Source organism: Klebsiella sp. CN_Kp088 (assembly GCF_040064335.1).
GTDB lineage: Bacteria > Pseudomonadota > Gammaproteobacteria > Enterobacterales > Enterobacteriaceae > Klebsiella > Klebsiella aerogenes.
In genome coordinates, this window is sequence record NZ_JBEAIQ010000016.1 from 320239 (window position 1) to 344320 (window position 24082).

22 protein-coding genes are annotated in these 24082 nt (G+C 57.3%); 17 read left to right on the forward strand and 5 right to left on the reverse strand.

Annotated features, from left to right (window positions below):
• Positions 1–38 precede the first annotated feature (38 nt).
• Positions 39–926, reverse strand: a complete 888-nt coding sequence (cynR, locus tag ABLV08_RS08175) for a transcriptional regulator CynR (protein ID WP_049053163.1) — start codon at positions 924–926, stop codon at positions 39–41.
• A gap of 109 nt (positions 927–1035) precedes the next feature.
• Between cynR and ABLV08_RS08180 the strand changes: the two genes are divergently transcribed.
• Positions 1036–1686 (forward strand): carbonic anhydrase, encoded by a 651-nt coding sequence (locus tag ABLV08_RS08180; RefSeq protein ID WP_015704921.1) that lies wholly within the window; start codon positions 1036–1038, stop codon positions 1684–1686.
• Between the two features lie 33 nt (positions 1687–1719).
• Positions 1720–2190: a cyanase gene (gene cynS / locus ABLV08_RS08185; protein WP_015704922.1), complete on the forward strand. Its 471-nt coding sequence runs from the start codon at positions 1720–1722 to the stop codon at positions 2188–2190.
• Between the two features lie 51 nt (positions 2191–2241).
• Here the strand turns inward: cynS and ABLV08_RS08190 are convergent, their stop codons facing one another.
• The 4 genes from ABLV08_RS08190 to ABLV08_RS08205 form a co-directional block, all read right to left on the reverse strand.
• Positions 2242–3255: a LacI family DNA-binding transcriptional regulator gene (locus tag ABLV08_RS08190; protein WP_045386433.1), complete on the reverse strand. Its 1014-nt coding sequence runs from the start codon at positions 3253–3255 to the stop codon at positions 2242–2244.
• Positions 3256–3284: 29 nt separating this feature from the next.
• Positions 3285–4685 (reverse strand): sucrose-6-phosphate hydrolase, encoded by a 1401-nt coding sequence (locus tag ABLV08_RS08195; RefSeq protein WP_348855738.1) that lies wholly within the window; start codon positions 4683–4685, stop codon positions 3285–3287.
• Positions 4685–6055: a sucrose-specific PTS transporter subunit IIBC gene (locus tag ABLV08_RS08200; RefSeq protein WP_032714185.1), complete on the reverse strand. Its 1371-nt coding sequence runs from the start codon at positions 6053–6055 to the stop codon at positions 4685–4687. Before ABLV08_RS08200 ends, ABLV08_RS08195 begins: the two co-directional genes overlap by 1 nt.
• Before the next feature lie 114 nt (positions 6056–6169).
• The gene (locus ABLV08_RS08205; protein ID WP_047054247.1) at positions 6170–7093 is read right to left on the reverse strand and encodes an aminoimidazole riboside kinase; all 924 of its coding nucleotides are present in this window, start codon (positions 7091–7093) and stop codon (positions 6170–6172) included.
• A gap of 1250 nt (positions 7094–8343) precedes the next feature.
• Here ABLV08_RS08205 and flhD point away from each other — a divergent pair.
• From flhD to ABLV08_RS08280, 15 genes are all read left to right on the forward strand, one after another.
• The gene (gene flhD, locus ABLV08_RS08210) at positions 8344–8694 is read left to right on the forward strand and encodes a flagellar transcriptional regulator FlhD (RefSeq protein ID WP_015367348.1); all 351 of its coding nucleotides are present in this window, start codon (positions 8344–8346) and stop codon (positions 8692–8694) included.
• A 2-nt stretch (positions 8695–8696) separates the two neighbouring features.
• Positions 8697–9278, forward strand: a complete 582-nt coding sequence (gene flhC, locus ABLV08_RS08215; protein WP_015367347.1) for a flagellar transcriptional regulator FlhC — start codon at positions 8697–8699, stop codon at positions 9276–9278.
• A gap of 141 nt (positions 9279–9419) precedes the next feature.
• Positions 9420–10310 (forward strand): flagellar motor stator protein MotA, encoded by an 891-nt coding sequence (motA, locus tag ABLV08_RS08220; protein WP_015704927.1) that lies wholly within the window; start codon positions 9420–9422, stop codon positions 10308–10310.
• Complete coding sequence (motB, locus tag ABLV08_RS08225) at positions 10307–11230, forward strand: flagellar motor protein MotB (RefSeq protein ID WP_047044759.1); 924 nt, start codon at positions 10307–10309, stop codon at positions 11228–11230. Before motA ends, motB begins: the two co-directional genes overlap by 4 nt.
• Positions 11227–13185: a chemotaxis protein CheA gene (gene cheA / locus ABLV08_RS08230; RefSeq protein WP_348855739.1), complete on the forward strand. Its 1959-nt coding sequence runs from the start codon at positions 11227–11229 to the stop codon at positions 13183–13185. The genes motB and cheA overlap by 4 nt, the downstream gene beginning before the upstream one ends.
• A gap of 33 nt (positions 13186–13218) precedes the next feature.
• Positions 13219–13719, forward strand: a complete 501-nt coding sequence (cheW, locus tag ABLV08_RS08235; RefSeq protein WP_015367343.1) for a chemotaxis protein CheW — start codon at positions 13219–13221, stop codon at positions 13717–13719.
• 132 nt (positions 13720–13851) lie between these two features.
• Positions 13852–15522 carry a methyl-accepting chemotaxis protein gene (locus ABLV08_RS08240; RefSeq protein WP_015367342.1) on the forward strand — a complete coding sequence of 557 codons (1671 nt, stop codon included), beginning with the start codon at positions 13852–13854 and terminating at the stop codon, positions 15520–15522.
• A gap of 83 nt (positions 15523–15605) precedes the next feature.
• The gene (locus ABLV08_RS08245; protein WP_032714190.1) at positions 15606–17216 is read left to right on the forward strand and encodes a methyl-accepting chemotaxis protein; all 1611 of its coding nucleotides are present in this window, start codon (positions 15606–15608) and stop codon (positions 17214–17216) included.
• Between the two features lie 28 nt (positions 17217–17244).
• A complete protein-coding gene (gene cheR, locus ABLV08_RS08250; protein ID WP_110916142.1) occupies positions 17245–18117 on the forward strand; it encodes a protein-glutamate O-methyltransferase CheR in 873 nt (290 codons plus the stop codon).
• Complete coding sequence (locus tag ABLV08_RS08255) at positions 18117–19166, forward strand: chemotaxis response regulator protein-glutamate methylesterase (RefSeq protein WP_015367339.1); 1050 nt, start codon at positions 18117–18119, stop codon at positions 19164–19166. Before cheR ends, ABLV08_RS08255 begins: the two co-directional genes overlap by 1 nt.
• A gap of 71 nt (positions 19167–19237) precedes the next feature.
• Positions 19238–19627, forward strand: a complete 390-nt coding sequence (gene cheY / locus ABLV08_RS08260; protein WP_015367338.1) for a chemotaxis response regulator CheY — start codon at positions 19238–19240, stop codon at positions 19625–19627.
• 10 nt (positions 19628–19637) lie between these two features.
• Positions 19638–20282 (forward strand): protein phosphatase CheZ, encoded by a 645-nt coding sequence (cheZ, locus tag ABLV08_RS08265; RefSeq protein ID WP_015367337.1) that lies wholly within the window; start codon positions 19638–19640, stop codon positions 20280–20282.
• A gap of 150 nt (positions 20283–20432) precedes the next feature.
• Positions 20433–21584, forward strand: a complete 1152-nt coding sequence (gene flhB / locus ABLV08_RS08270; protein ID WP_015367336.1) for a flagellar biosynthesis protein FlhB — start codon at positions 20433–20435, stop codon at positions 21582–21584.
• Entirely contained in the window at positions 21577–23655 is a 2079-nt protein-coding gene (gene flhA / locus ABLV08_RS08275) for a flagellar biosynthesis protein FlhA (protein ID WP_032711326.1), read from the forward strand. Before flhB ends, flhA begins: the two co-directional genes overlap by 8 nt.
• Entirely contained in the window at positions 23655–24059 is a 405-nt protein-coding gene (locus ABLV08_RS08280) for a flagellar protein FlhE (RefSeq protein ID WP_015367334.1), read from the forward strand. Before flhA ends, ABLV08_RS08280 begins: the two co-directional genes overlap by 1 nt.
• The last annotated feature ends 23 nt before the right edge of the window (positions 24060–24082 follow it).

Below are 24082 nucleotides of genomic sequence, written 5' to 3' on the forward strand. Positions count from 1 at the left end.
AAGGCGGCGGGCCAGATGCTGGCCGCGCCATCGTACGCTTAACTTTCTATTTGGGCTGCCAGCTCCCGGGCTATTTCGGCGAAAATTCGCGCCGCAGCTTTTGGTCGGGCGCCTTTGCGCTGCATTAACACCGCGGTTCTCTCAAGCGCGGCTTCTTTAAGCAATCGGGTCACCAGGCCAGTGCGCTGGGCGGCGACATTTAGCGGCAGAATGGTCACTAATTGGGTTCGCTGGATGATATCGAGGATGGCATTGATCGAGTGCATTTCAATGGTCACCTGCGGGTGAAAACCGGCTTGCTGTAAGCAGTGGTCAATTTGCAACCGGGTGGCGAAATGATGATTGAGCAGAATAAACTCCTCCGCGGCGAGCTGGCTCAAGGTTAGGGATTCTTCGCGGGCCAACGGGTGATGGTCCGCGACAACCAACGCCAGCACTTCCTGTAACAGCGGGGTGGTAACAATCTCTGGCGCGGTCCCCCCGGCAAAGGCAATGCCAATATCCAGCTCATTTTCCAGCAGCAGGCCCTCCATCTTCTCCTGCGGCATCTCCTGAATATCCAGCGTGATATGCGGATAACGCGCATGAAATTCCGCCACTAATGGGACGACGAAATAGGAAGTAAAAGTGGGCGTCACGGCAATACGTAGAGAACCGCGGCTGAGGTCTGCGACATCATGAATGGCGCGTTGACCCTCATCCAGCAGTTGAAATGCCTGACGGGCATACTGCAAAAACACTTCTCCCGCGTCCGTTAGATGAATATGCCGGCCGCTACGGTCAAAAAGCTGCGCATCCAGGCTCTCTTCTAACATCCTGATTTGCTGTGAGAGCGCCGGTTGTGAAATATGCAGGGCTTCCGCCGCACGGGTAAAACCCTGATGTTCGGCGACGGCGAGGAAATATCTAACGTAGCGAATATTCACACTTACAATCCATAAGTTTTTTGGATGAGTTTGATTATAAACAAGACTTTTATTTTATGCCACGCGGCGCGTAACCTCCCTGACATTCCACAGCGAGGTAGACATTATCATGAAAGAAATCATTGACGGTTTTCTTAAATTTCAACGTGATGCATTTCCTGAACGCGCTGAACTGTTTAAAAGTTTAGCCTCCCGGCAGAGCCCCAGTACGCTGTTTATTTCCTGTTCCGATAGCCGGATGGTTCCGGAGTTGGTCACCCAGCGAGAACCCGGCGATCTATTTGTCATCCGTAATGCCGGCAATATCGTCCCTTCTTACGGCCCGGAGCCCGGCGGCGTATCGGCATCGGTGGAATATGCCGTTGCCGTTCTGAAGGTCACGGATATTGTGATTTGCGGTCACTCCGATTGCGGGGCGATGACGGCGATTGCGCAGTGTAGTTGTCTGGATCATGTCCCCGCCGTCAAGCACTGGTTGCAATATGCGGATTCGGCAAAAGTGGTGAACGATGCCCGCGAGCATCGCGATCCGCAGGCCAAAACCGCGGCGATGGTGCATGAAAATGTCATTGCCCAACTGGCGAATATTCAAACGCATCCTGCGGTACGCCTGGCGCTTGATGAAGGACGTCTATCGCTACATGGCTGGGTATATGACATTGAAACAGGGGATATTGCCGCCTATGACGGCAATGCCAGAGCTTTTATTTCGCTGGCCGGTCATCCGGATACCAGAGCGGTGCCGGTTTACGGTCAGTAATTTCATTTCACTACGATATAACGAGGTCACACCATGATTCAGTCACAAGTCAGCCGCGAAGTTCGTCTGGAGTTAGCGAATAAAATTTTGCTGATTAAAGCCAAAAAGGATCTCTCCTTTGCACAACTGGTTGAAGGCACCGGTTTATCAGAAGCCTTTGTGACGGCCGCGCTATTGGGTCAGCATCCGCTGCCTGCCGAAGTCGCGAAAATGGTAGGAGCGAAACTGGAACTTAACGATGATGATATTTTACTGCTGCAAACGATCCCCGTCAGAGGCTCCATTGAGGACCGCGTGCCGACGGATCCGACGATGTATCGCTTCTATGAAATGCTGCAGGTCTACGACACTACGCTGAAAGCGCTCATTCATGAAAAATTCGGCGACGGGATCATCAGCGCGATTAATTTTAAGCTGGATGTGAAAAAAGTCAGCGATCCGGAAGGCGGACATCGTGCGGTGATTACTTTCGATGGAAAGTATCTGCCAACGAAACCTTTCTGATGACAATTAACCGTTAACAGTACGGGCCTGAACCACGATCCAGGCCCGTTATTATCTGGCTGGCTGATAACGCATTTGCAGCGTGGCGGGCAGATAACGCTGTAGCGGCTGTGGCGTTTTACCGTCGATCAACTGACTGATGAGATCGTAGCAGTGCCAGGCCAACTGGCGGTTATCCTGCTGGATGGTGTCGATGCGCAGCGATAGCGAATCATACAGATAGTGGTCATCGAAGCTGGCTAAATGGATCCCGGAATCCAGCAGGTTATGCTGGCTCATATAACGTAGTACCCCTTCCAGCAAGCCGCAGGCGGCGGTAAACAGCGCCTTAGGCGGCCGCCCGAGGCGGGCGCACAGCGCGGCAAACATCTCATAGCCTGAGCTTGGGTGATAGTTGCCGTTGATGATCCATTCCGGGCGTAACTCAACCCCTGCCTGGGCTAATCCCTGACTAAATCCGGCCAGCCGATCGCGCGAGGGCGAGAGCCGGGGCTGCCCGCCGAGAAACCAGAACTCATCCGCATGTTGCCCGGCGATACGGGCGATAAGTTCCGCCGTCGGCGCCAGTGAATCGGTCATCACCAGCGGCAGCGCGCTGTCGTTTGGATTACGGTCAAACAGCACCACCGGCAGCTGCTCGCTGAGCTTCAGATAGTCGGCGTCGCTATGCATGCAAGAGGCGACAATTAAACCATCGACCTGACGGGCAATCATATTATTGACCACCATGCTCTCCTGACCGGGATTCTCATCGGTGCAAGAGATAAGCAGCTGTACGCCGGCTTCGCGGCACAGGGTTTCCAGCTCGTGAGAAAACACGGCAAAACCATAGTTAGTGATCTCGGGTACCACCAGACCAATGGTATGGCTGCGGCTATCGCGTAGTGAACGGGCGTGAATACTCGGCTGGTAGTGCTGCTCGCGGGCGATAGCCAGCACCCGTTCGCGCGTCTCCTGCGCCACGCGCAGCTCTTTGCCGCGACCGTTCAAGACCAGGCTGGCGGTGGCTTTAGAGACGCCAGCCAGTTCGGCGATATCTTTTATGGTAATGCGTTTAGGTTTCATCACGAGCCAGGAGCCTGAAAGCAAAACGCTTATTCTATCATGCATGGCCGCAGCGGCCAGCAGCAGAATGCCCTCGGCGTCGCACCGCTGAATACCAGTTTTCCAGGATAATCCGCAAAGAAGCGGCTGCTCATCACCCCCACGCCATCGTTAATAAAGATTTCGACGCTGGAACGGTCGATGAGGATCTGCAGTTTATGCGCCGTGCCGCGCCAGTAACGGTAATCGACTGTATCGGCCACCAGGCTTCGACGGGCCAGACGTACGCCGTGCCTGTCCAGCGAAAGCTGCAGCACGCCCGCGAAATCCAGCGTCAGCGCATCGTCTGGCGCAACCTCTAAGGCGAGTTCCATCGGCTGCAGCGCCAGCGGTTCGGTCTGCCAGCCTTGCGCCTCGCCGCGAAGCGCCGCCAGTTCGCGCACGGGATTTTGATACAGCGTGCCGTGGCGCCAGCTGAGTTCCCGCAGGCAGGTCATCTGATGGATCCAGCCGTGGGCCCGCGTAGGTTGCTGCATCTCTTCTCCGTCGGGAACCCCCATCCAGCCAACCAGCAGACGGCGACCATCCTCCGCCAGGGTGGTTTGCGGCGCATAGAATTCGAAGCCGCTATCCAGCTCTTCGATCGCGCCATGGCGCCAGGTGGCGGCGGTTTGATCGAAATGGCCCTGCATCCAGACTGCCGGATAGGTGTTCAGGAAGCGCTGTGCCTCACGCGGCAATCCCTGCGGGCAGCTCAGTAAAATATACCGATCGCCGAGCGGGAACAGATCCGGGCATTCCCACATATAGCCGGCGTCTTTCAGGCCGTTAAGTCCGCTACCGGCAATTTCTCCATGGCTATTCCACTGCATCAAATCAGCGGAGCTGAATAGCAGTACCTTGCCGCGGTCGGCCAGATCGCGCGCGCCCAGCACCATCAACCAGCGATCGCCATCGCGCCAGACTTTGGGATCGCGCACGTGGCCGCTATAGCCTGCTGGCAGCGCCAGCACCGGGCCCTGTTTGTGAAAAGTGCCGTCGGGATTTTGCGTCGCCAGACACTGCCAGGCGGTACGGCTGCCATCGTTAAATTTCACATTACCGGTGTAGCACAGCGTCAGGATGCCGTTGTTATCTACCGCGCTGCCGGAGTAACAGCCGTTACGGTCGTACTCCTCCTCTGGCAGCAGGGCAATCGGTTCGTGCCGCCAGTGCAGCAGATCCGGCGAACTCCAGTGTCCCCAGCCCTTATAGCGGTGATCGCAGGCGAGGGGATTCCACTGATAAAACAGATGATAACGACCATTGAAGTGGATAAAACCGTTCGGATCGTTCAGTAGTCCGCATACCGGCGCCAGATGCCACTGCGGATAGTGCTTATCCCGCAGCGCGCGCGGCTGGTGGTTCATGACGGCCTGCAGGACCAACGGTAACAAAGAAGGCTGCGACATTATTCTGCATCCGTTTTGTATTTGAGCGTCAGCGAAACGATAAAGGCGACCACAAATGCGATAGCCAGCCCGATGAGGTAGTTAAGCAGGGAACTGGCCTGCACGATAGCCATTCCGGGGATGGCGGTCAGGCCGACGGCGGTCATATAGACGTGCATGGAGACGACCCAGGCGCCGCCTGCCGCGCCGCCAATCAACGCGGCGATAAATGGCTTAACGTAGCGCAGGTTGATGCCGAATATCGCCGCTTCGGTGATGCCCAGCATCGCCGAAAAGGCGGACGGGAGGGCAATGGCTTTCACTTTCGCATCTTTGGTTTTAAACCACACCGCCAGACAGGCGCCGCCCTGGGCAATATTAGCCATCGCCCAGATAGGCAGCAGGAAATTGACGCCGATCGACGGGTTGCCGAGCAGCCCGGCTTCGATGGCATGGAAGCTGTGGTGGATACCGGTGATGACGATCACCGAATACAGTCCACCGAATAGCAGCCCTGCCAGCCAACCAGCATGAGCAATAAGCGTGCTGAGAATAAATGAGATGCCGTCGCCGAGGGCACGACCGGCCGGGCCGATTATCAGCAGGGCGATAAATCCGGAGATAATAACCGTCAGGAACGGCGTGAGGATCAGATCCAGCGCGTCGGGAATCAGGCGTCGCAGTTGCTTCTCAAGCAGGCTCATAAACCACACCGCCAGCAGCACCGGGAACACCGTCCCCTGATAACCGATCATCGCCACCTCGAGGCCGAAGAAATTCATGGTATGGAATCCCGAAGCCACTCCCCAGGCGTTGGTCAGCGCCGGGTGGGTAAGAATACCGCCGAGGGTTGCGCCAAGATAAGGGTTACCGCCGAATTCACGCGCGGCGGTAAACCCGATCAGGATTGGCAGGATAATAAAAGCGGCCGAACTACACATATCGAGGATCAGGTAGATGGCGTTGCCCGGATCGACCCAGCCGTAGGTTTTCACCATCCCCAGCAGTCCCATCAGCAGGCCGGAGGCGACGATCGCCGGAATAATGGGCACAAAGATGTTCGACAGCAGGCGGGCGATCCGCTGGAACGGATTCAGTTTTTTCGCCGCCAGGTCTGCGGCTTCGGATTTGCTCGACTCGCTAATACCGGCCGCCTGAATAAAAGCGGCATACACTTTATTGACCACGCCGGTACCGAAGATGATTTGCATCTGGCCGGCGTTGCGAAAGCAGCCTTTTACCCCCTCAACTTTACCGATGGCCTGCTGGTCGGCGAGCGCGTCATCGACCAGTACCAGACGCAAGCGGGTGGCGCAGTGCGCGGCGCTGGCGATATTTTCTTTGCCGCCGAGCAGCGGCAGCAGAGCGCGAGAAATCTGTTGAAAATCCATAGTACCCTCTACAAAGTCTGTCATCATCATGGGCTATTGGGGGCCTGGAATGCCCCTAATGGCCGCTTTGCTAATTTTGCTAAAACGTTTTAATTATTTTGCCTGCTTTCATTGTTAATACTGGCGGTTCACATCGGCCTGGTACGGTAAGGCGGTCATCGCGCCTTTGGCGGTGGTCGCCAGCGCGCCGCAGGTTTGCGCCAGCGCGACGATCGGCTCCAGCGCGGCGACATCTTCAGGGAAGCCGTGAGCGGCGAGACTGGCGAGTAGCCCGGCAACAAAGGCATCGCCGGCTCCGGTGGTATCAACGCTGACCACCGGACGGGCCGGGAAGTGAATATGCTGTTGCTGGAACAGCGCCTGCACCCCGGCTTTTCCTTGCGTGATTAACAGCAGTTTTGGCTGAAAGCGCTCGCGGAACCGCGCAATACCGAGGGCAATATCGTCGCTACCGCTGATAAAGGCCAACTCCTCTTCCGACAGTTTCACCACGTCAGCCAATGCCAGCGCCCGGTCGAGACAACGCCGTAACAACTGGGGATCCTGCCACAGATCGCTGCGGATATTAGGGTCGAAGCTGACGCTGCCGCCGGTATGTTTAATCTGTTCCATCGCCGCGAAAGCGCTGCTCCGGCTGGGCTCGGCGCTGAGAGCGATAGAGCAGACGTGCAACCACTGGCCGGCCTCAAATGGCGGGAGATCGTCTGGTTGTAAAAAAAGATCGGCGCTTGGACGGACCATAAAGGTAAAGGTGCGTTCGCCGTGTTCATCCAGCGCTACCACGACGGTTGAGGTACGTTGTGCGGGATCTAAAGAAAGATGGCTGATATCTACGTTCTCCTGGCACAGCGTCTGACGCATAAAATGGCCAAAAGGGTCGTCGCCGACCCGACCAATAAACCCGCTATTGCCGCCAAGCCGCGCGACGCCGACCGCGACGTTAGCCGGTGCGCCGCCCGGGCACTGTAATAAACGGCCATCGCCCTCAGGCAGCAGATCGACGACCGCATCGCCGAGTACCCATACTTTACTGGTCATACTGATATTCCTTTTAGCTAAACTTTGTTAAACCGGTTTAGCTAATTTAAACATAACCGAAAATCCAACGGAACGAGGAAGTGATGAAAATGCGAACGGCAACGATGAAATGTGATCCAGTCGAGATATTGCACCTTTCGTGCTAGCTATTTTTTCTTTACTACAGCTTTGCAAATGAACGTGTCATTTTTCCCTACCAATAATAGGGGGGGGGGGCCAGGACGATAGGAGCTTATTGCCGGAGAAAAAATCCTCATATACCTATTTATTAATATTCATTCGCCGTTGTTGGGTGGTTTAAAAATATATTCATGATGGTTTACGGGAGAGGGTGAGACCATTAATTACTTCTCATTTTTTATTATTTTAACGTGGTAATAAGCTCGTTTCGTTAAAGGAATGTTAGAAAAGAAACTCGGGAAAAAATACCCATTTTGGGTAATGCACCAGGCGGTAAATGTTATAAAAAAATTATCCGTATCTGGCGAAGTTGAACCACAAACAGGCGCGGAAAAATAGCGCCAGGCGTCCCGACTGGGGGTAAGTCGCGCGCATCTTGTACAATTCGTTGAGCCGAAAAAACAGGCAGCCTCAGACTGTTACTGTTCGATTTTTATACGTTTTCCGTAGGTGCTATCAGGGTATTAGATCTAATATCCTTGTATTACACCATGGTTATTTTTTATCGTAAAAACTAATGATTTACGTTGAATTTAACGCTCGTTCAGATTTTTATTCTTCAATTTTTATAATGTTATTTTTTTGTTCTAAATGTGCCAAATAAAACTAATTGCAATGGTTGATAACACTTTTTTTAAGGTAATTCATTTACTTGTGATCGTTAAATGATCGAATGTTGGTTATAAAGTGATCGAAATGAGGTGTTGTTACCGGTATTATTTTTTGTTTTTGTGATCAATGTCTCATTATATTCAAAATTTCCCCATACTTAATTGTGTGTGCTAATGATTCGGGAGTAGAGTTGCGCCGCCTTAAGAATATTCTTATAGAATTTCTAAAAATAGTTTCATGGCAATTCAACTCTCTCGAAGCAAATTCTTTACATCCTCCACTCCAGTTTGCACCTGTAACAAACTATTAACAGTGGGGTGAGTTTGACGATTAGCTGAATTTTTAGCTATCGCGAGTGAGCGTTTTAATTGCCGTCTTGGGGAAATAACTGAGGTCACGGGCGATTAAGTATCACGCCCCGTGTATGTTTTCTAACATGGCTTATCGGGATAGGGATTATGGGTACCTCCGAATTACTTAAGCATATTTATGACTTCAACCTGTCGTATTTATTTTTAGCACAGCGGCTGATCAACGATGAAAAAGTATCCGCAATGTTTCGTCTGGGAATTGACGAAACCATGGTTGATACCCTGGCGCAACTGACGTTACCGCAGATGGTGAAACTGGCTGAAACTAATCAGCTGGTGTGCAATCTGCGCTTCAGCGACCATCAGACTATCGAGCAATTGACTAAAGAGTCGCGCGTTGATGACCTCCAGCAGATCCATACCGGTATCCTGCTTTCCAGTCACCTGCTGCAAGAGCTCCGCGCCAAAGAAGGCGCTGCAGCGAAGAAAAGTGTTTGATAATGGCTGAGAAAAGTATTGTTCAGGAAGCGAAGGATATTCAGCTCGCCATGGAGCTGATTTCCCTCGGCGCGCGTCTGCAGATGCTGGAGAGTGAAACTCAGCTCAGCCGCGGGCGCTTAATTAAACTTTACAAAGAGCTGCGCGGCAGCCCGCCGCCGAAAGGGATGCTGCCGTTCTCGACCGATTGGTTTATGACCTGGGAGCAGAATATTCATTCGTCGATGTTCTACAACGCCTATTTGTTCCTGCTGAAGAGCGGCAAATGCAGTGGAGTAGAAGCGGTGATCAAAGCCTATCGCCTTTACCTCGAACAGTGTCCGCAAGAAGCGGGCGAAGCGCCGCTACTGGCGTTGACCCGCGCCTGGACGCTGGTGCGCTTTGTTGATAGCGGTATGCTGCAGCTCTCTGCCTGCAACAACTGCGGCGGCTCATTTATCACCCACGCGCACCATCCGCAGCACGATTTCGTCTGCACGTTATGCCAACCGCCTTCACGCGCCGTAAAAAGACGTAAACTTTCTCCGCAACTGGCCGATATAACCTCTCAACTGCTGGACGAGCAGGCTAAACGCGTCATGTAAGTCGCCGTTCCGACGACTTACGGCAATCCATTTCGACGTGTAATACGCAGGGGCGGTATGCCGCCCCCCATTCCCCGCCTGGTTTACGCCAGGGCGCGTTTGCCTCGCCCGCCATCCACATTGTTAATTTGAGGTATGCGTGTGCTAGTGATATTGGGTTATCTCGTGGTCCTGGGAGCGGTATTTGGCGGCTATTTACTGGTGGGCGGCCACCTTGGCGCGCTGTACCAGCCGGCGGAATTCCTGATTATCGGCGGCGCCGGCATCGGCGCGTTTATCGTCGGCAACAACGGAAAGGCCATCAAATCCACGCTGCGGGCCTTGCCCAAAATGGTACGTCGCTCCAAATACAGCAAGGCGCTGTATATGGATCTGATGGCGTTGCTGTTCCTGCTGCTCGCAAAATCCCGTCAACAGGGGATGCTGTCGCTTGAGTTCGATATCGACAATCCTCAGGAAAGCGAAATTTTCGCTAATTATCCGCGCATCCTTGCCGATAACCATCTGGTGGAGTTCATAACCGATTATTTACGCCTGATGGTGAGCGGCAACATGAATGCTTTTGAAATTGAAGCGCTGATGGACGAAGAGATCGAAACCTTCGAACAGGAGAGCGAAGTGCCCGCCGGCAGCCTGGCGATGGTCGGCGACTCTCTGCCGGCATTTGGTATTGTCGCGGCGGTAATGGGCGTTGTGCACGCGCTGGCCTCGGCGGACCGCCCGGCGGCGGAACTCGGGGCGCTCATCGCCAACGCGATGGTGGGGACTTTCCTCGGCATTCTGCTGGCCTATGGATTTATCTCGCCACTATCCACGCTGCTGCGGCAAAAAAGCGCCGAGACCGTCAAGATGATGCAGTGCATCAAGGTGACGTTGCTCTCCAGCCTCAACGGCTACGCGCCGCAAATCGCCGTCGAATTTGGCCGCAAAACGCTGTATACCACCGAGCGCCCGTCGTTTGTCGAGCTTGAAGAGCACGTACGCCAGGTGAAAGCGCCCGCCGCGCAGGCGACGGAAAGTGAAGAAGCATGAAGCATAATCACCCGGTGGTTCTGGTCAGAAAGCGCAAATCGCACCAGCCCGCCCATCACGGCGGTTCGTGGAAGATTGCCTATGCCGATTTTATGACGGCGATGATGGCCTTCTTCCTTGTGATGTGGCTGCTGGCGATCGCCAGCCCGCAGGAGCTGACGCAGATTGCCGAATATTTTCGCACGCCGCTGAAGGTGGCGCTGACCAGCGGCGATAAAAGCAGCTCGGAAAGCAGCCCGATCCCCGGCGGCGGCGAAGACCCGACCCGTGAAGTCGGGTTAGTCAGCAAGCAGATCAATACCGCGGATAAACGTGCCGAAGAGCTACGGCTAAACAAACTGCGTGACAAGCTCGATCAGTTGATTGAGTCAGACCCGCGCCTGAAGGCGCTACGTCCGCATCTGCTGATCAACATGATGGACGAAGGACTGCGCATTCAGATTATCGATAGCCAGAATCGCCCGATGTTTAAAACCGGTAGCGCCCAGGTGGAAAGCTATATGCGCGATATCCTGCGAGCGATTGCGCCAATCCTCAATGATTTGCCGAACAAGATAAGCCTGTCCGGCCACACCGATGACATCCCCTACGCCAGCGGCGAACGCGGTTACAGCAACTGGGAACTGTCGGCGGATCGCGCCAACGCCTCGCGCCGCGAACTGATTGCCGGCGGGCTGGCGGAAGGGAAAGTGCTGCGGGTGGTTGGTATGGCGGCGACCATGAGCCTGAAACAGCACGGCGCCGATGATGCCATCAACCGCCGCATTACCGTACTGGTGCTTAACAAAGAGACCCAGCAGAGCATCGAACATGAAAATGGCGAAAGCAATGCGCTGGAAATTAGCCAGCCGGATACGCTGCCAAAGCTGGTCGCGCCCGCGCCGGTTAACCGCGATTCACACCCTGAGGTGACCCCATGAGCATGGATATTAGCGCTTTTTATCAGACTTTTTTTGATGAAGCAGATGAGCTGCTGGCAGACATGGAGCAACACCTGCTGGAGTTGGATCCGCAGGCCCCCGATATCGAACCGCTAAACGCTATTTTTCGCGCGGCGCACTCGATCAAAGGCGGCGCGGCGACGTTTGGCTTTTCCGTATTGCAGGAAACCACCCATCTGCTGGAGAACCTGCTCGACGGCGCCCGGCGCGAGGAGATGCGCTTGAGCACCGAAATTATCAATCTGTTTCTGGAAACCAAAGATATTATGCAGGAGCAACTGGACGCCTATAAAACCTCGCAGCAGCCTGACGCTGAGAGCTTTGACTATATCTGCCAGGCGCTGCGGCAGCTGGCGCTGGAAGCGCAGCAGCAGGACGCGCCTGCCGCTGCGCCCGTCGTGGCCCAGCCTGCGCCGACGGCCATCGCCGGCGGTATGCGCGTGAGCTTAACCGGGCTTAAAGCCAATGAAATTCCGCTGATGCTGGAAGAGCTTGGCAACCTCGGCGAGGTACATGATCCGCAGCAAACTGACAATAGCCTTGAGGTGACTTTGCTGACCACCGCTAGCGAAGAAGATATCTGCGCGGTGCTCTGTTTCGTTCTTGAGCCGGAACAGATCAGCTTTACCACGCCGCCAACCACTGCCGCTAAACCATTGCCATCGGCCGAAGTTGTGCCGCCGCCGGTCGCCCAACCGCAGCCTGCTCTCGTCGAGCCGCCGAAAGCGCCGAGAGCGAAGGCCAGCGAATCGACCAGTATTCGCGTGGCGGTAGAGAAAGTTGACCAGTTGATTAATCTCGTCGGCGAACTGGTGATCACCCAGTCCATGCTGGCGCAGCGCTCAGGTAACCTGGATCCGGTGACGCATGGCGATCTGCTCAACAGCATGAGCCAGCTGGAACGTAACGCTCGCGACCTGCAGGAATCGGTGATGTCGATTCGCATGATGCCGATGGAATATGTATTCAGCCGCTACCCGCGGCTGGTGCGCGACCTGGCCGGCAAGCTCAATAAGCAGGTGGAACTGACGCTGCAGGGCAGTTCCACCGAACTTGATAAGAGCCTGATCGAGCGCATTATCGACCCGTTGACCCACCTGGTGCGTAATAGCCTCGACCACGGTATTGAAGATCCGCAAACCCGTCTGGCGGCAGGTAAGTCTGAGGTGGGCAATCTCATTCTGTCCGCTGAACATCAGGGCGGCAATATCTGCATCGAAGTGATCGATGACGGCGCCGGGCTCAATCGCGAAAAAATTCTCGCCAAAGCGGCGGCGCAGGGGCTGGCGGTCAGCGACAGCATGAGTGATGAAGAGGTCGGAATGCTCATTTTTGCGCCGGGCTTTTCGACCGCGGAACAGGTGACCGACGTCTCTGGCCGCGGCGTCGGCATGGACGTCGTGAAACGGAATATCCAGGAGATGGGCGGTCACGTGGAAATCCATTCCCGCGCGGGCAAAGGAACCTCGATTCGTATTTTGCTGCCGCTGACGCTCGCTATCCTCGACGGCATGTCGGTCAAGGTCAATGAAGAAGTGTTTATTCTGCCGCTCAATGCGGTGATGGAATCGCTGCAGCCGCAGGCCGAAGACCTGCATCCGATGGCCGGCGGCGAGCGGATGCTGCAGGTTCGCGGCGAGTATCTGCCGCTGGTGGAGCTTTACCGGGTGTTTGACGTCGCCGGGGCGAAAACCGAGGCCACTCAGGGCATCGTGGTGATTCTGCAAAGCGCCGGCCGCCGCTATGCGCTGCTGGTGGATCAGCTGATCGGCCAGCATCAGGTAGTGGTAAAAAATCTGGAAAGCAATTACCGCAAAGTGCCGGGAATTTCCGCGGCGACGATCCTCGGTGACGGCAGCGTGGCGCTGATCGTCGACGTGTCGGCGCTGCAAATGCTCAATCGGGAAAAGCTGCTGAGCGCAGCGGCCGCATAACGACTCATCTCATCAAATTAACAGGTGCAGACCATGGCAGGATTAGCAACCGTCAGCAAATTGGCTGGCGAAACGGTAGGTCAGGAGTTTTTAATCTTTACCCTCGGCAATGAAGAATACGGCATCGATATTCTGAAAGTGCAGGAGATCCGCGGCTATGACCAGGTGACGCGTATCGCCAACACCCCGGATTTCATCAAAGGCGTCACCAATCTGCGCGGGGTGATCGTGCCGATTATCGACCTGCGGGTAAAATTCGCCCAGCAGGGCGTCTCTTATGATGAAAACACGGTGGTTATCGTGCTTAACTTCGGCCAGCGGGTGGTGGGGATTGTGGTCGACGGCGTCTCTGACGTGTTGTCTCTCACCGCCGAACAGATCCGCCCGGCGCCGGAATTCGCGGTGACGCTGGCGACCGAGTATCTCACCGGTCTTGGCGCGCTCGGCGAGCGCATGTTGATTCTTGTGGATATCGAAAAGCTGCTCAGCAGCGAAGAGATGGCGCTGGTCGATAACGTCGCCAAAAGCCACTAAGCAACGGGGCGCGCCTGGTCGCGCCCGGTAAAAATAGTCCCCGCCTGGCATAAAGTTCCCCTTCCGTACGCCGATAACCCTTTCAGTCACATACGTAAAGCCTGGCCGTTCAGGCTTCCAGGAAGGGGAAACATGTTTAATCGTATTAAGGTCGTCACCAGTCTCTTATTAGTGCTGGTGCTATTTGGCGCATTGCAGCTGATTTCAGGCGGTCTGTTTTTTTCGTCGCTGAAAAGCGATAAAGAGAACTTCACCGTCCTGCAAACCATCCGTCAGCAGCAGCTACTGCTGAGTGAAAGTCGGGTCGATCTGCTGCAGGCGCGTAACTCCCTGAACCGCGCAGGGATCCGCTACATGATGGATACCAACAAAATCGGCAGCGGCGCGACTATCGACGAGCTGCTGGCGAAAGCGAAAGAAGAGCTGGCCCGCGCCGAGCGCAACTACACCGCCTATGAAAAAATCCCGCAGGACCCGCGTCAGGATCCTCAGGCGACGGAAAAGCTTAAGCAGCAGTATGGCATCCTGTACGGCGCGCTGTCGGAGCTGATCCAGCTGCTGGGCGAGGGTAAAATCAACGCCTTCTTCGACCAGCCGACGCAAAAATACCAGGACGATTTCGAGCAGACCTATAACGCCTATCTGCAGCAAAACGGCAAGCTGTATCAAATCGCCGTTGACGCTAGCAACAGCTCGTATAGCTCGGCGATCTGGACCTTAATTGTGGTCATCATCGTGGTGCTGGCGGCGATCGTCGGCGTGTGGATGGGCATCCACCATATCCTGGTGCGCCCGCTGAACCGCATGATTGAACACATCAAACGGATCGCGTCCGGCGACCTGACCCAGCCTATCCCGGTGACCAGCCGTAATGAAATCGGCGTGCTGGCCGCCAGCCTCAAGCACATGCAGAACGAGCTTATCGAAACGGTAAGCGGCGTGCGTCAGGGGGCGGATGCCATCTATAGCGGCGCGTCGGAAATCGCTGCCGGGAACAACGATCTCTCTTCGCGCACCGAACAGCAGGCGGCATCGCTGGAAGAGACCGCCGCCAGTATGGAACAGCTGACGGCGACGGTGAAACAGAACGCCGAAAACGCGCGTCAGGCCAGCCAGCTGGCGCTGAGCGCCTCCGAAACCGCGCAGAAGGGCGGCAAAGTGGTGGCTAACGTGGTGGAAACCATGCACGACATCGCCAGCAGCTCGCAGAAAATTGCCGATATCACCGGCGTTATCGATGGTATCGCCTTCCAGACTAACATCCTGGCGCTTAACGCCGCGGTAGAAGCGGCGCGGGCGGGTGAACAAGGTCGCGGCTTCGCGGTTGTGGCGGGTGAAGTCCGCAACCTGGCGCAGCGCAGCGCCCAGGCGGCCAAAGAGATCAAAGCGCTGATCGAGGACTCGGTCAACCGTGTGGATATGGGCTCGGTACTGGTGGAAAGCGCCGGCGACACCATGGGCGATATCGTCAATGCGGTCACCCGCGTGACCGACATCATGGGCGAAATCGCCTCTGCTTCCGATGAACAGAGCCGCGGTATCGACCAGGTCGGCCAGGCGGTAGCGGAAATGGATCGCGTCACCCAGCAGAACGCCTCGCTGGTGGAGGAGTCGGCCTCGGCCGCCGCCGCGCTGGAAGAGCAGGCCAGCCTGCTGACGCAGTCGGTTGCCGTCTTCCGTCTGAAGTCGGAAGGGCAGGAGGAGTATAAAGCGCCGGTCAGCAATAAAACCGCGCCTGCCGCCATCGCTACGCATAAAAAAACCAGCGCCAGCGACTACCAGGATAACTGGGAGACGTTCTAACGGGTACCGGCCGCCGCATCCCTACACGCGGCGGCCTCTCTTGCGTTGTAAGCCGGCCAAGACCGGCTACCAAGGAGATTGCTATGTTTAACCGAATCCGTATCTCTACCAGTCTTTTCCTGCTGCTGATCTCCTTTTGCATCATGCAACTGATCAGCACCGGGCTCTCTTACGTCGCGCTGCGCGCCGACAACCACAATCTTGAACGTATTACCGTCAGTAGCCAGCAGCGCGATGCGCTTAGCCTGAGCTGGGTATCGCTGCTACAGGCGCGAAATACCCTTAACCGCGCCGGTACCCGCGCGGCGCTGAAGGTGCCGCAGGAGCAGGTGGATGCGCTGATGGGCGGCGCCCGCAGCTCGCTGCAAAAAGCCGATCTCTATTTTAACCAGTTCCTCGACACGCCTCGCGCGGATGAGCAGGAACAGCAGTTGGCCGATGCCACGCGCGATAGCTACGAGAAGCTACGCGGCGCGCTGCGCGAACTGATCGTGTTCCTCGAAAATCGCAACCTGCAGGCCTTTATGGACCAGCCGACGCAGAAAATACAGGACCGCTTCGAGGCCGACTTTGTGCAATATCTGCAGCTGGCGAAGGCGACGACCGATGAAGCCAGCGCCTCCAGTCAGCAGGCCTACGGCTGGTCAATCTGGTTGGTTGCCGGGGCGGTGCTGATGCTCTTGGTAGTCACCCTCAGCGCGATGTGGTGGCTGCGAACTATGCTGGTGCAGCCGCTGAACATTATTCGCGGCCATTTCGAACGTATCGCCAGCGGCGATCTTTCCGCACCGATTGAGGTCTATGGGCGTAACGAAATCAGCCAGCTATTTGCCAGCCTGCAGCGCATGCAACAGTCGCTGATTGGTACCGTCGGCGCGGTGCGCGACGGCGCGGAGTCGATTCTTATCGGCCTGCAGGAGATTTCAGAAGGCAACAACGATCTCTCCTCGCGCACCGAACAACAGGCGGCTTCGCTGGAAGAGACCGCCGCCAGTATGGAGCAGCTAACGGCGACGGTAAAACAGAATGCCGATAACGCCCGCCAGGCATCGCAGCTGGCGCGTGATGCCTCCTCCACCGCCGCCAAAGGCGGCGAGCTGGCGGATGACGTGGTCACCACGATGCACGACATCGCCAACAGTTCGCAAAAAATCGGCGCCATTACCAGCGTCATCGACGGCATCGCCTTCCAGACCAATATTCTGGCGCTTAACGCGGCGGTGGAGGCGGCGCGCGCCGGTGAACAGGGGCGCGGCTTTGCGGTGGTGGCTGGTGAAGTACGCAACCTGGCCAGCCGCAGCGCCCAGGCGGCAAAAGAAATTAAGCTACTGATCGATGAATCCGTCAGCCGCGTCAAACACGGCTCGGTGCTGGTGGAGAATTCCGGCGCCACCATGCAGGACATCGTGCGCTCGGTCACCCGGGTGACCGACATCATGGGCGAAATCGCCTCCGCCTCCGATGAGCAGAGCCGCGGCATTGAGCAGGTGACGCAGGCGGTTACCCAGATGGATCAGGTCACGCAACAGAACGCCGCCCTGGTGGTGGAATCGGCTTCCGCCGCCGCTGCGCTGGAAGAGCAGGCGATTACCCTCGCCGATGCAGTGGCGGTATTCCGTCTGGCGGACGACAACTTCGTCGCGCCGGAAACCTCATCCACGGTAAAGGAGACCCTGGATTGTCAAACCGCATAAACCGCTCGTATTTTGCCGGTGAGTCGGCATGAAGCAGACGACATCAACCGCGGCGCGTGAAAGCGGATCGGCGCTGGCGCAGATGGCTCAGCGTCTGCCGCTCTCCGACGCACATTTTCGCCGCATCAGCCAGCTTATCTATCAGCGTGCCGGGATCGTGCTGGCGGCGCATAAGCGCGAGATGGTGTACAACCGGCTGGTGCGCCGTTTGCGTCTGCTGGGCATTCATGATTTCGGCGACTACCTGGCGCTGCTGGAAAGCGACCCGCACAGCGCCGAGTGGCAGGCGTTTATCAATGCGCTGACCACCAACCTGACCGCCTTTTTTCGCGAGGCGCACCACTTTCCGATTCTGGCGGAGCATGCGCGCTCGCGTCCCGGGAACTATAGCGTGTGGAGCACCGCCGCCTCGACCGGCGAAGAACCTTATTCCATCGCCATTACGCTCGGTGATGCGCTCGGGGAACGTGCGGGCAGTTGCCAGGTCTGGGCCAGCGATATTGACACCCAGGTGCTGGAGAAAGCGGAAGCGGGGATTTATCGCCATGAAGATCTGCGCACTCTGACACCAATCCAGATGCAGCGTTATTTTCTGCGCGGCACCGGGCCGCATCAGGGGCTGGTGCGCGTGCGTCAGGAGCTGGCGGCGCGGGTCAACTTCCAGCCGCTGAATCTGCTGGCGGCGGAGTGGGCGCTGCCGGGGTCGTTCGACGCGATTTTTTGCCGCAACGTGATGATCTATTTCGATAAACCGACGCAGGAACGCATCCTGCGCCGCTTTGTCCCCTTGCTTAAACCGGGGGGACTGTTGTTTGCCGGTCACTCCGAGAATTTCAGCCAGATCAGCCGGGATTTCTACCTGCGTGGACAGACCGTGTATGGGCTGACCAAGGAGAAGTAATGAGTAAAATCAGAGTGTTATGTGTTGATGATTCGGCCCTGATGCGCCAGTTGATGACCGAGATCGTCAATGGCCACGCCGATATGGAGATGGTGGCGGTGGCCCCGGACCCGCTGGTCGCACGGGATCTGATCAAAAAATTTAACCCACAGGTGCTGACGCTTGACGTCGAAATGCCGCGCATGGACGGCCTCGATTTCCTCGAAAAGCTGATGCGCCTGCGGCCGATGCCGGTGGTGATGGTTTCATCGCTGACCGGTAAAGGTTCGGAAATTACCCTGCGCGCGCTGGAGCTGGGGGCGGTGGATTTCGTCACCAAACCGCAGCTCGGGATCCGCGAAGGCATGCTGGCCTACAGCGAACTGATAGGCGAAAAGATCCGTACCGCCGCACGGGCGCGGCTGCCGCAGCGGGCCAATGACCAGCCGCCGGCCATTTTAAGCCACGGACCGCTGCTGAGCAGCGAGAAGCTGATCGCCATTGGCGCTTCCACCGGCGGCACCGAAGCGATTCGTCAGGTGCTACAACCGTTGCCGGCCACCAGTCCGGCGCTGCTTATCACCCAGCATATGCCGCCGGGATTTACCCGCTCGTTTGCCGAACGGTTGAATAAGCTGTGCCAGATCACGGTGAAAGAGGCGGAAGAGGGCGAACGCGTGCTCCCGGGACACGCCTATATTGCGCCAGGGGATCGCCATCTGGAGCTGGCGCGTAGCGGCGCTAACTATCAGGTCAAGTTGCACGACGGCCCGGCGGTAAATCGCCATCGTCCCTCGGTGGATGTGCTGTTTCGCTCGGTGGCCCGCCACGCCGGGCGCAATGCGGTGGGGGTGATCCTCACCGGCATGGGCAACGACGGCGCGCAGGGGATGCTGGAGATGCATCGCGCCGGGGCCTATACCCTGGCGCAGAGTGAGGCGAGCTGCGTGGTGTTCGGCATGCCGCGCGAGGCCATCGCCAGCGGTGGGGTCAACGAAGTGGTTGAACTGGAGCGCATGAGCCAACGCATGCTGGCGCAGATCGCCGGCGGCCAGGCGCTGCGAATTTAAATTCACGCCGCCGGGAAGTCCCGGCGGCGTGGTGTGAAGTGAGTTAAAAATGACACTGTTCAGGGGTAGTAATGGCAGATAAGAATCTCCGTTTTCTGGTCGTCGACGACTTTTCCACCATGCGTCGTATCATCAGAAATTTGCTTAAAGAGCTCGGCTTCAACAACGTCGAAGAGGCGGAAGATGGCGCGGACGCGCTAAATAAGCTGCGAGCCAGCAGCTTTGATTTCGTGGTCTCCGACTGGAACATGCCTAACGTTGACGGCCTGGAGCTGCTGCAGACCATTCGTGCCGATGCCGCGCTGGCGGCGATGCCGGTATTGATGGTGACGGCGGAAGCGAAAAAAGAAAATATTATTGCCGCCGCGCAGGCAGGCGCCAGCGGTTATGTGGTGAAACCTTTTACGGCGGCGACGCTGGAAGAAAAGCTCAACAAGATTTTTGAAAAATTGGGCATGTAAGGAGAGGGCGATGAGAGAGATTCCAATGCCTGCCAGCGATGCAGCGACCGCGGGAGAGATAATCTCCCGTATCGGCCAGCTCACCCGTATGCTGCGCGACAGCATGCGCGAGCTGGGGCTCGATCAGGCGATTGCCCAGGCGGCCGAGGCGATCCCGGATGCCCGCGACCGTCTTGATTACGTTGTCACCATGACGGCGCAGGCGGCGGAACGGGCGTTGAGCTGCGTGGAGGCGGCGCAGCCGCGCCAGGCCGAACTGGAGTCCGGCGCCAGCGCGCTAAAATCGCGCTGGGATGAGTGGTTCGCTAATCCGATCGAACTGGACGACGCGCGCGCGCTGGTGACCGACACCCGTGAGTATCTGGATCAGGTGCCGGGCCATACATCCTTTACCAACGCCCAACTGATGGAAATTATGATGGCGCAGGATTTCCAGGACCTGACCGGTCAGGTTATCAAGCGCATGATGGATGTGGTGCAGGAAATTGAAAAGCAGCTGCTGATGGTGCTGATGGAAAACATGCCGGAACCGCCGGTGAAAGAGAAACGGGCCAACGATAGCCTGCTCAACGGCCCGCAGCTTGACCAGAACGGCGTCGGCGTCATCGCCAACCAGGCGCAGGTTGACGATCTGCTAGATAGTCTCGGTTTCTGAATATGACGGGGCGCAGTCGCTGCGCCCCTGCCGCCTTTCCCTCATCCATGAAATAACCCCTCTTTTTCGCCGTTGTTCCGCCAATGACTTCGCTATTTTTTTGGCATGCTGACCGCCATTCTTTACCCTCCCGACACAGGAACTGCAGGCTTGGCGGAAGACAGCGATCTGGAAAAAAGCGAGGCCCCCACCGCCCATCGGTTGGAGAAGGCGCGTGAAGAGGGCCAGATCCCGCGCTCGCGCGAGCTGACCTCGGTGCTGATGCTGGTGGCCGGGCTCGCCATTATCCTGATGTCCGGCAGCAATATCACTCGCCAACTGGCGGAGATGCTGACGCAGGGCCTGCACTTTGACCACGGGATGGTCAGCAATGACAAACAAATGCTGCGCCAGCTGGGAATGCTGCTGCGTCAGGCGGTGCTGGCATTGCTGCCGGTAATGGCCGGGCTGGTGCTGGTGGCGCTGGCCGCGCCGATGCTGCTTGGCGGCATTTTATTCAGCACCAAGTCGCTCAAATTCGATCTTAAACGGCTGAATCCGCTTTCCGGTCTGAAACGCATGTTCTCCACCCAGGTGCTGGCGGAGCTGTTAAAAGGGATCCTCAAAGCCACGCTGGTCGGTTGGGTAACCGGGCTGTACCTGTGGCACAACTGGGCGGCGATGCTGCATCTGATGACCCAACAGCCGCTCGACGCGTTGGCCAATGCGCTGCAGATGATCCTCTATTGCGGATTTCTGGTGGTGCTCGGATTGACGCCGATGGTGGCGTTTGACGTTTTTTATCAGCTGTGGAGCCACTTCAAAAAGCTGAAGATGACCAAACAGGATATCCGCGACGAATTCAAAGATCAGGAAGGTGACCCGCATGTTAAAGGGCGGATCCGTCAACAGCAGCGGGCGATTGCCCAGCGGCGGATGATGGCCGATGTGCCGAAAGCGGACGTGATAGTCACTAACCCGACCCACTATGCCGTCGCCCTACAGTACAACGATAAAAAAATGAGCGCGCCGAAGGTGCTGGCTAAAGGGGCGGGGGAGATTGCGCTGCGCATTCGTGAACTGGGAGCGCAACACCGTATTCCGATGCTCGAAGCGCCGCCGCTGGCCCGCGCGCTCTATCGCCATAGCGAGATTGGCCAGCATATTCCCGCCACCCTCTATGCCGCGGTCGCCGAAGTGCTGGCCTGGGTCTATCAACTGCGCCGCTGGCGGCGCGAGGGCGGCCTGATCCCGAAAAAACCTCAACGTTTACCGGTGCCGGAAGCACTGGATTTTGCAAAAGAGAGTGACTCTGATGGCTAATTTGGCCTCCCTGCTGCGTTTGCCGGGGAATGTTAAAGATACGCAATGGCAGGTTCTGGCCGGCCCGATCCTGATCCTGCTGATTTTGTCGATGATGGTGCTGCCGCTGCCGGCGTTTATCCTCGACCTGCTTTTTACTTTCAATATCGCGTTGTCGATTATGGTGCTGCTGGTGGCGATGTTTACCCAGCGCACGCTGGACTTCGCCGCGTTTCCGACCATTCTGCTGTTCTCGACGCTGCTGCGCCTGTCGCTCAACGTCGCCTCGACGCGCATCATTTTGATGGAAGGGCACACCGGGGCCGCCGCCGCGGGGCGGGTCGTGGAGGCCTTCGGTCACTTCCTGGTCGGCGGTAATTTCGCCATCGGTATCGTGGTGTTTATTATCCTCGTGCTGATCAACTTCATGGTTATCACCAAAGGCGCCGGGCGTATCGCCGAAGTGGGGGCGCGTTTCGTGCTCGACGGCATGCCGGGTAAGCAAATGGCGATCGATGCCGACATGAACGCCGGGCTTATCGGCGAAGAGGAGGCGAAAAAACGTCGCGCGGAAGTCACGCAGGAAGCCGACTTCTACGGTTCGATGGACGGTGCCAGCAAGTTTGTTCGCGGCGATGCCATCGCCGGGCTAATGATTATGGTGATTAACGTGGTCGGCGGACTGCTGGTCGGCGTGGTGCAGCACGGTATGGAGCTGGGCGCGGCGGCGGAAAGCTACACCTTGCTGACCATCGGCGACGGGCTGGTGGCGCAGATTCCGGCGCTGGTGATCTCTACCGCCGCCGGGGTCATCGTTACCCGGGTGGCGACCGATCAGGATGTCGGCGAACAGATGGTCGGCCAGCTATTCAATAACCCGAAGGTCATGCTGCTGTGTGCCGCGGTACTTGGGCTGCTGGGGCTGGTGCCGGGGATGCCGAACCTGGTTTTCCTGCTGTTTACCGCCGCGTTGCTCGGGCTGGCCTGGTGGCTGCGCGGGCGCGACAAACAGGCGCCGAAAGTCGCCGACGAACCCATCGTGCAGGAGAATACTCAGGCCGCGGAAGCCAGTTGGGCGGACGTACAGTTGGAAGATCCGCTGGGCATGGAAGTGGGTTACCGGCTGATTCCGATGGTCGATTTTCAGCAAAATGGCGAGCTGTTGGGGCGTATCCGCGGGATCCGCAAGAAATTCGCCCAGGAGATGGGATATCTGCCGCCGGTGGTGCATATCCGCGATAACCTCGAACTGGCGCCCGCCCGCTACCGCATTCTGATGAAAGGCGTGGAAATCGGCAGCGGCGAAGCGCAGCCTGGGCGCTGGCTGGCGATCAACCCCGGCAACACCATCGGCGAGCTGGCGGGGGATAAAACTATCGATCCGGCCTTCGGTCTGGAGGCGGTGTGGATTGATAGCGCGTTGCGCGAGCAGGCGCAAATTCAGGGCTATACGGTGGTGGAGGCCAGTACGGTGGTGGCGACCCATCTCAACCACCTCATCGGCCAGTTCGCCAGCGAACTGTTTGGCCGCCAGGAGACGCAGCAGCTACTCGACCGTGTGTCGCAGGAGATGCCGAAGCTGACCGAAGATTTCGTACCGGGCGTGGTATCGCTGACCACGCTGCATAAGGTGTTGCAGAATCTGCTGGCCGAGCGGGTGTCGATCCGCGATATGCGTACCATTATCGAGACGCTGGCGGAACATGCGCCGACGCAAAGCGATCCTTACGAGCTGACCACCGTCGTGCGCGTGGCGCTGGGGCGGGCGATTGCCCAGCAGTGGTTCCCTGGCAATGGCGAAATTCAGGTTATCGGCCTGGATACCCAACTGGAACGACTGCTGCTGCAGGCGCTGCAGGGCGGCGGCGGTCTCGAACCGGGGCTTGCCGACCGCCTGCTTGAGCAGGCGCGGCAGGCGCTGCAGCGCCAGGAGATGCTCAGTGCGCCGCCGGTGCTGCTGGTTAACCACGCGCTGCGCCCGCTGCTGGCGCGCTTCCTGCGCCGTAGCCTGCCGCAAATGGCGGTACTTTCCAACCTGGAGATCAACGACGATCGCCAGATTCGCATGACCTCAACCATTGGAGCGGCCTGATGACGCGCTATCTTCCTTTATTGTGCCTTTTATTGCCGGTTACCGCCGGCGCGGCATCGGGCTCATGGATTGCCGAAGGGCCCGGCGTCACCCTTGAACAGGGCGGGATGAGTGATTCTTCCGCCGCGCTGCTGCCGCCCAATACGCTGCCTGGCGGCAATGCGCGCATTGAGACCGTTAGCTGGCGCTATCGTCTGCTGTCAGCGGAGCCGGCGGGGCTGCAGGTACATTTATGTAGCCTGAATCGCTGTATTCCGCTGACCAGCGCCAGCGGCACCAGTCACGCGTTGGCAGGCGAGGCGGCAGATGGGCCGCTGCGTTTTGTCTATTCCGTACAGACCCGCGGGCCGTTAAACCCGCCGCTGCGGGCGATTGCCAATCAGGTTATCGTTAATTATCAGTAGTTGCAGGGGAAAGTTTTGTATTA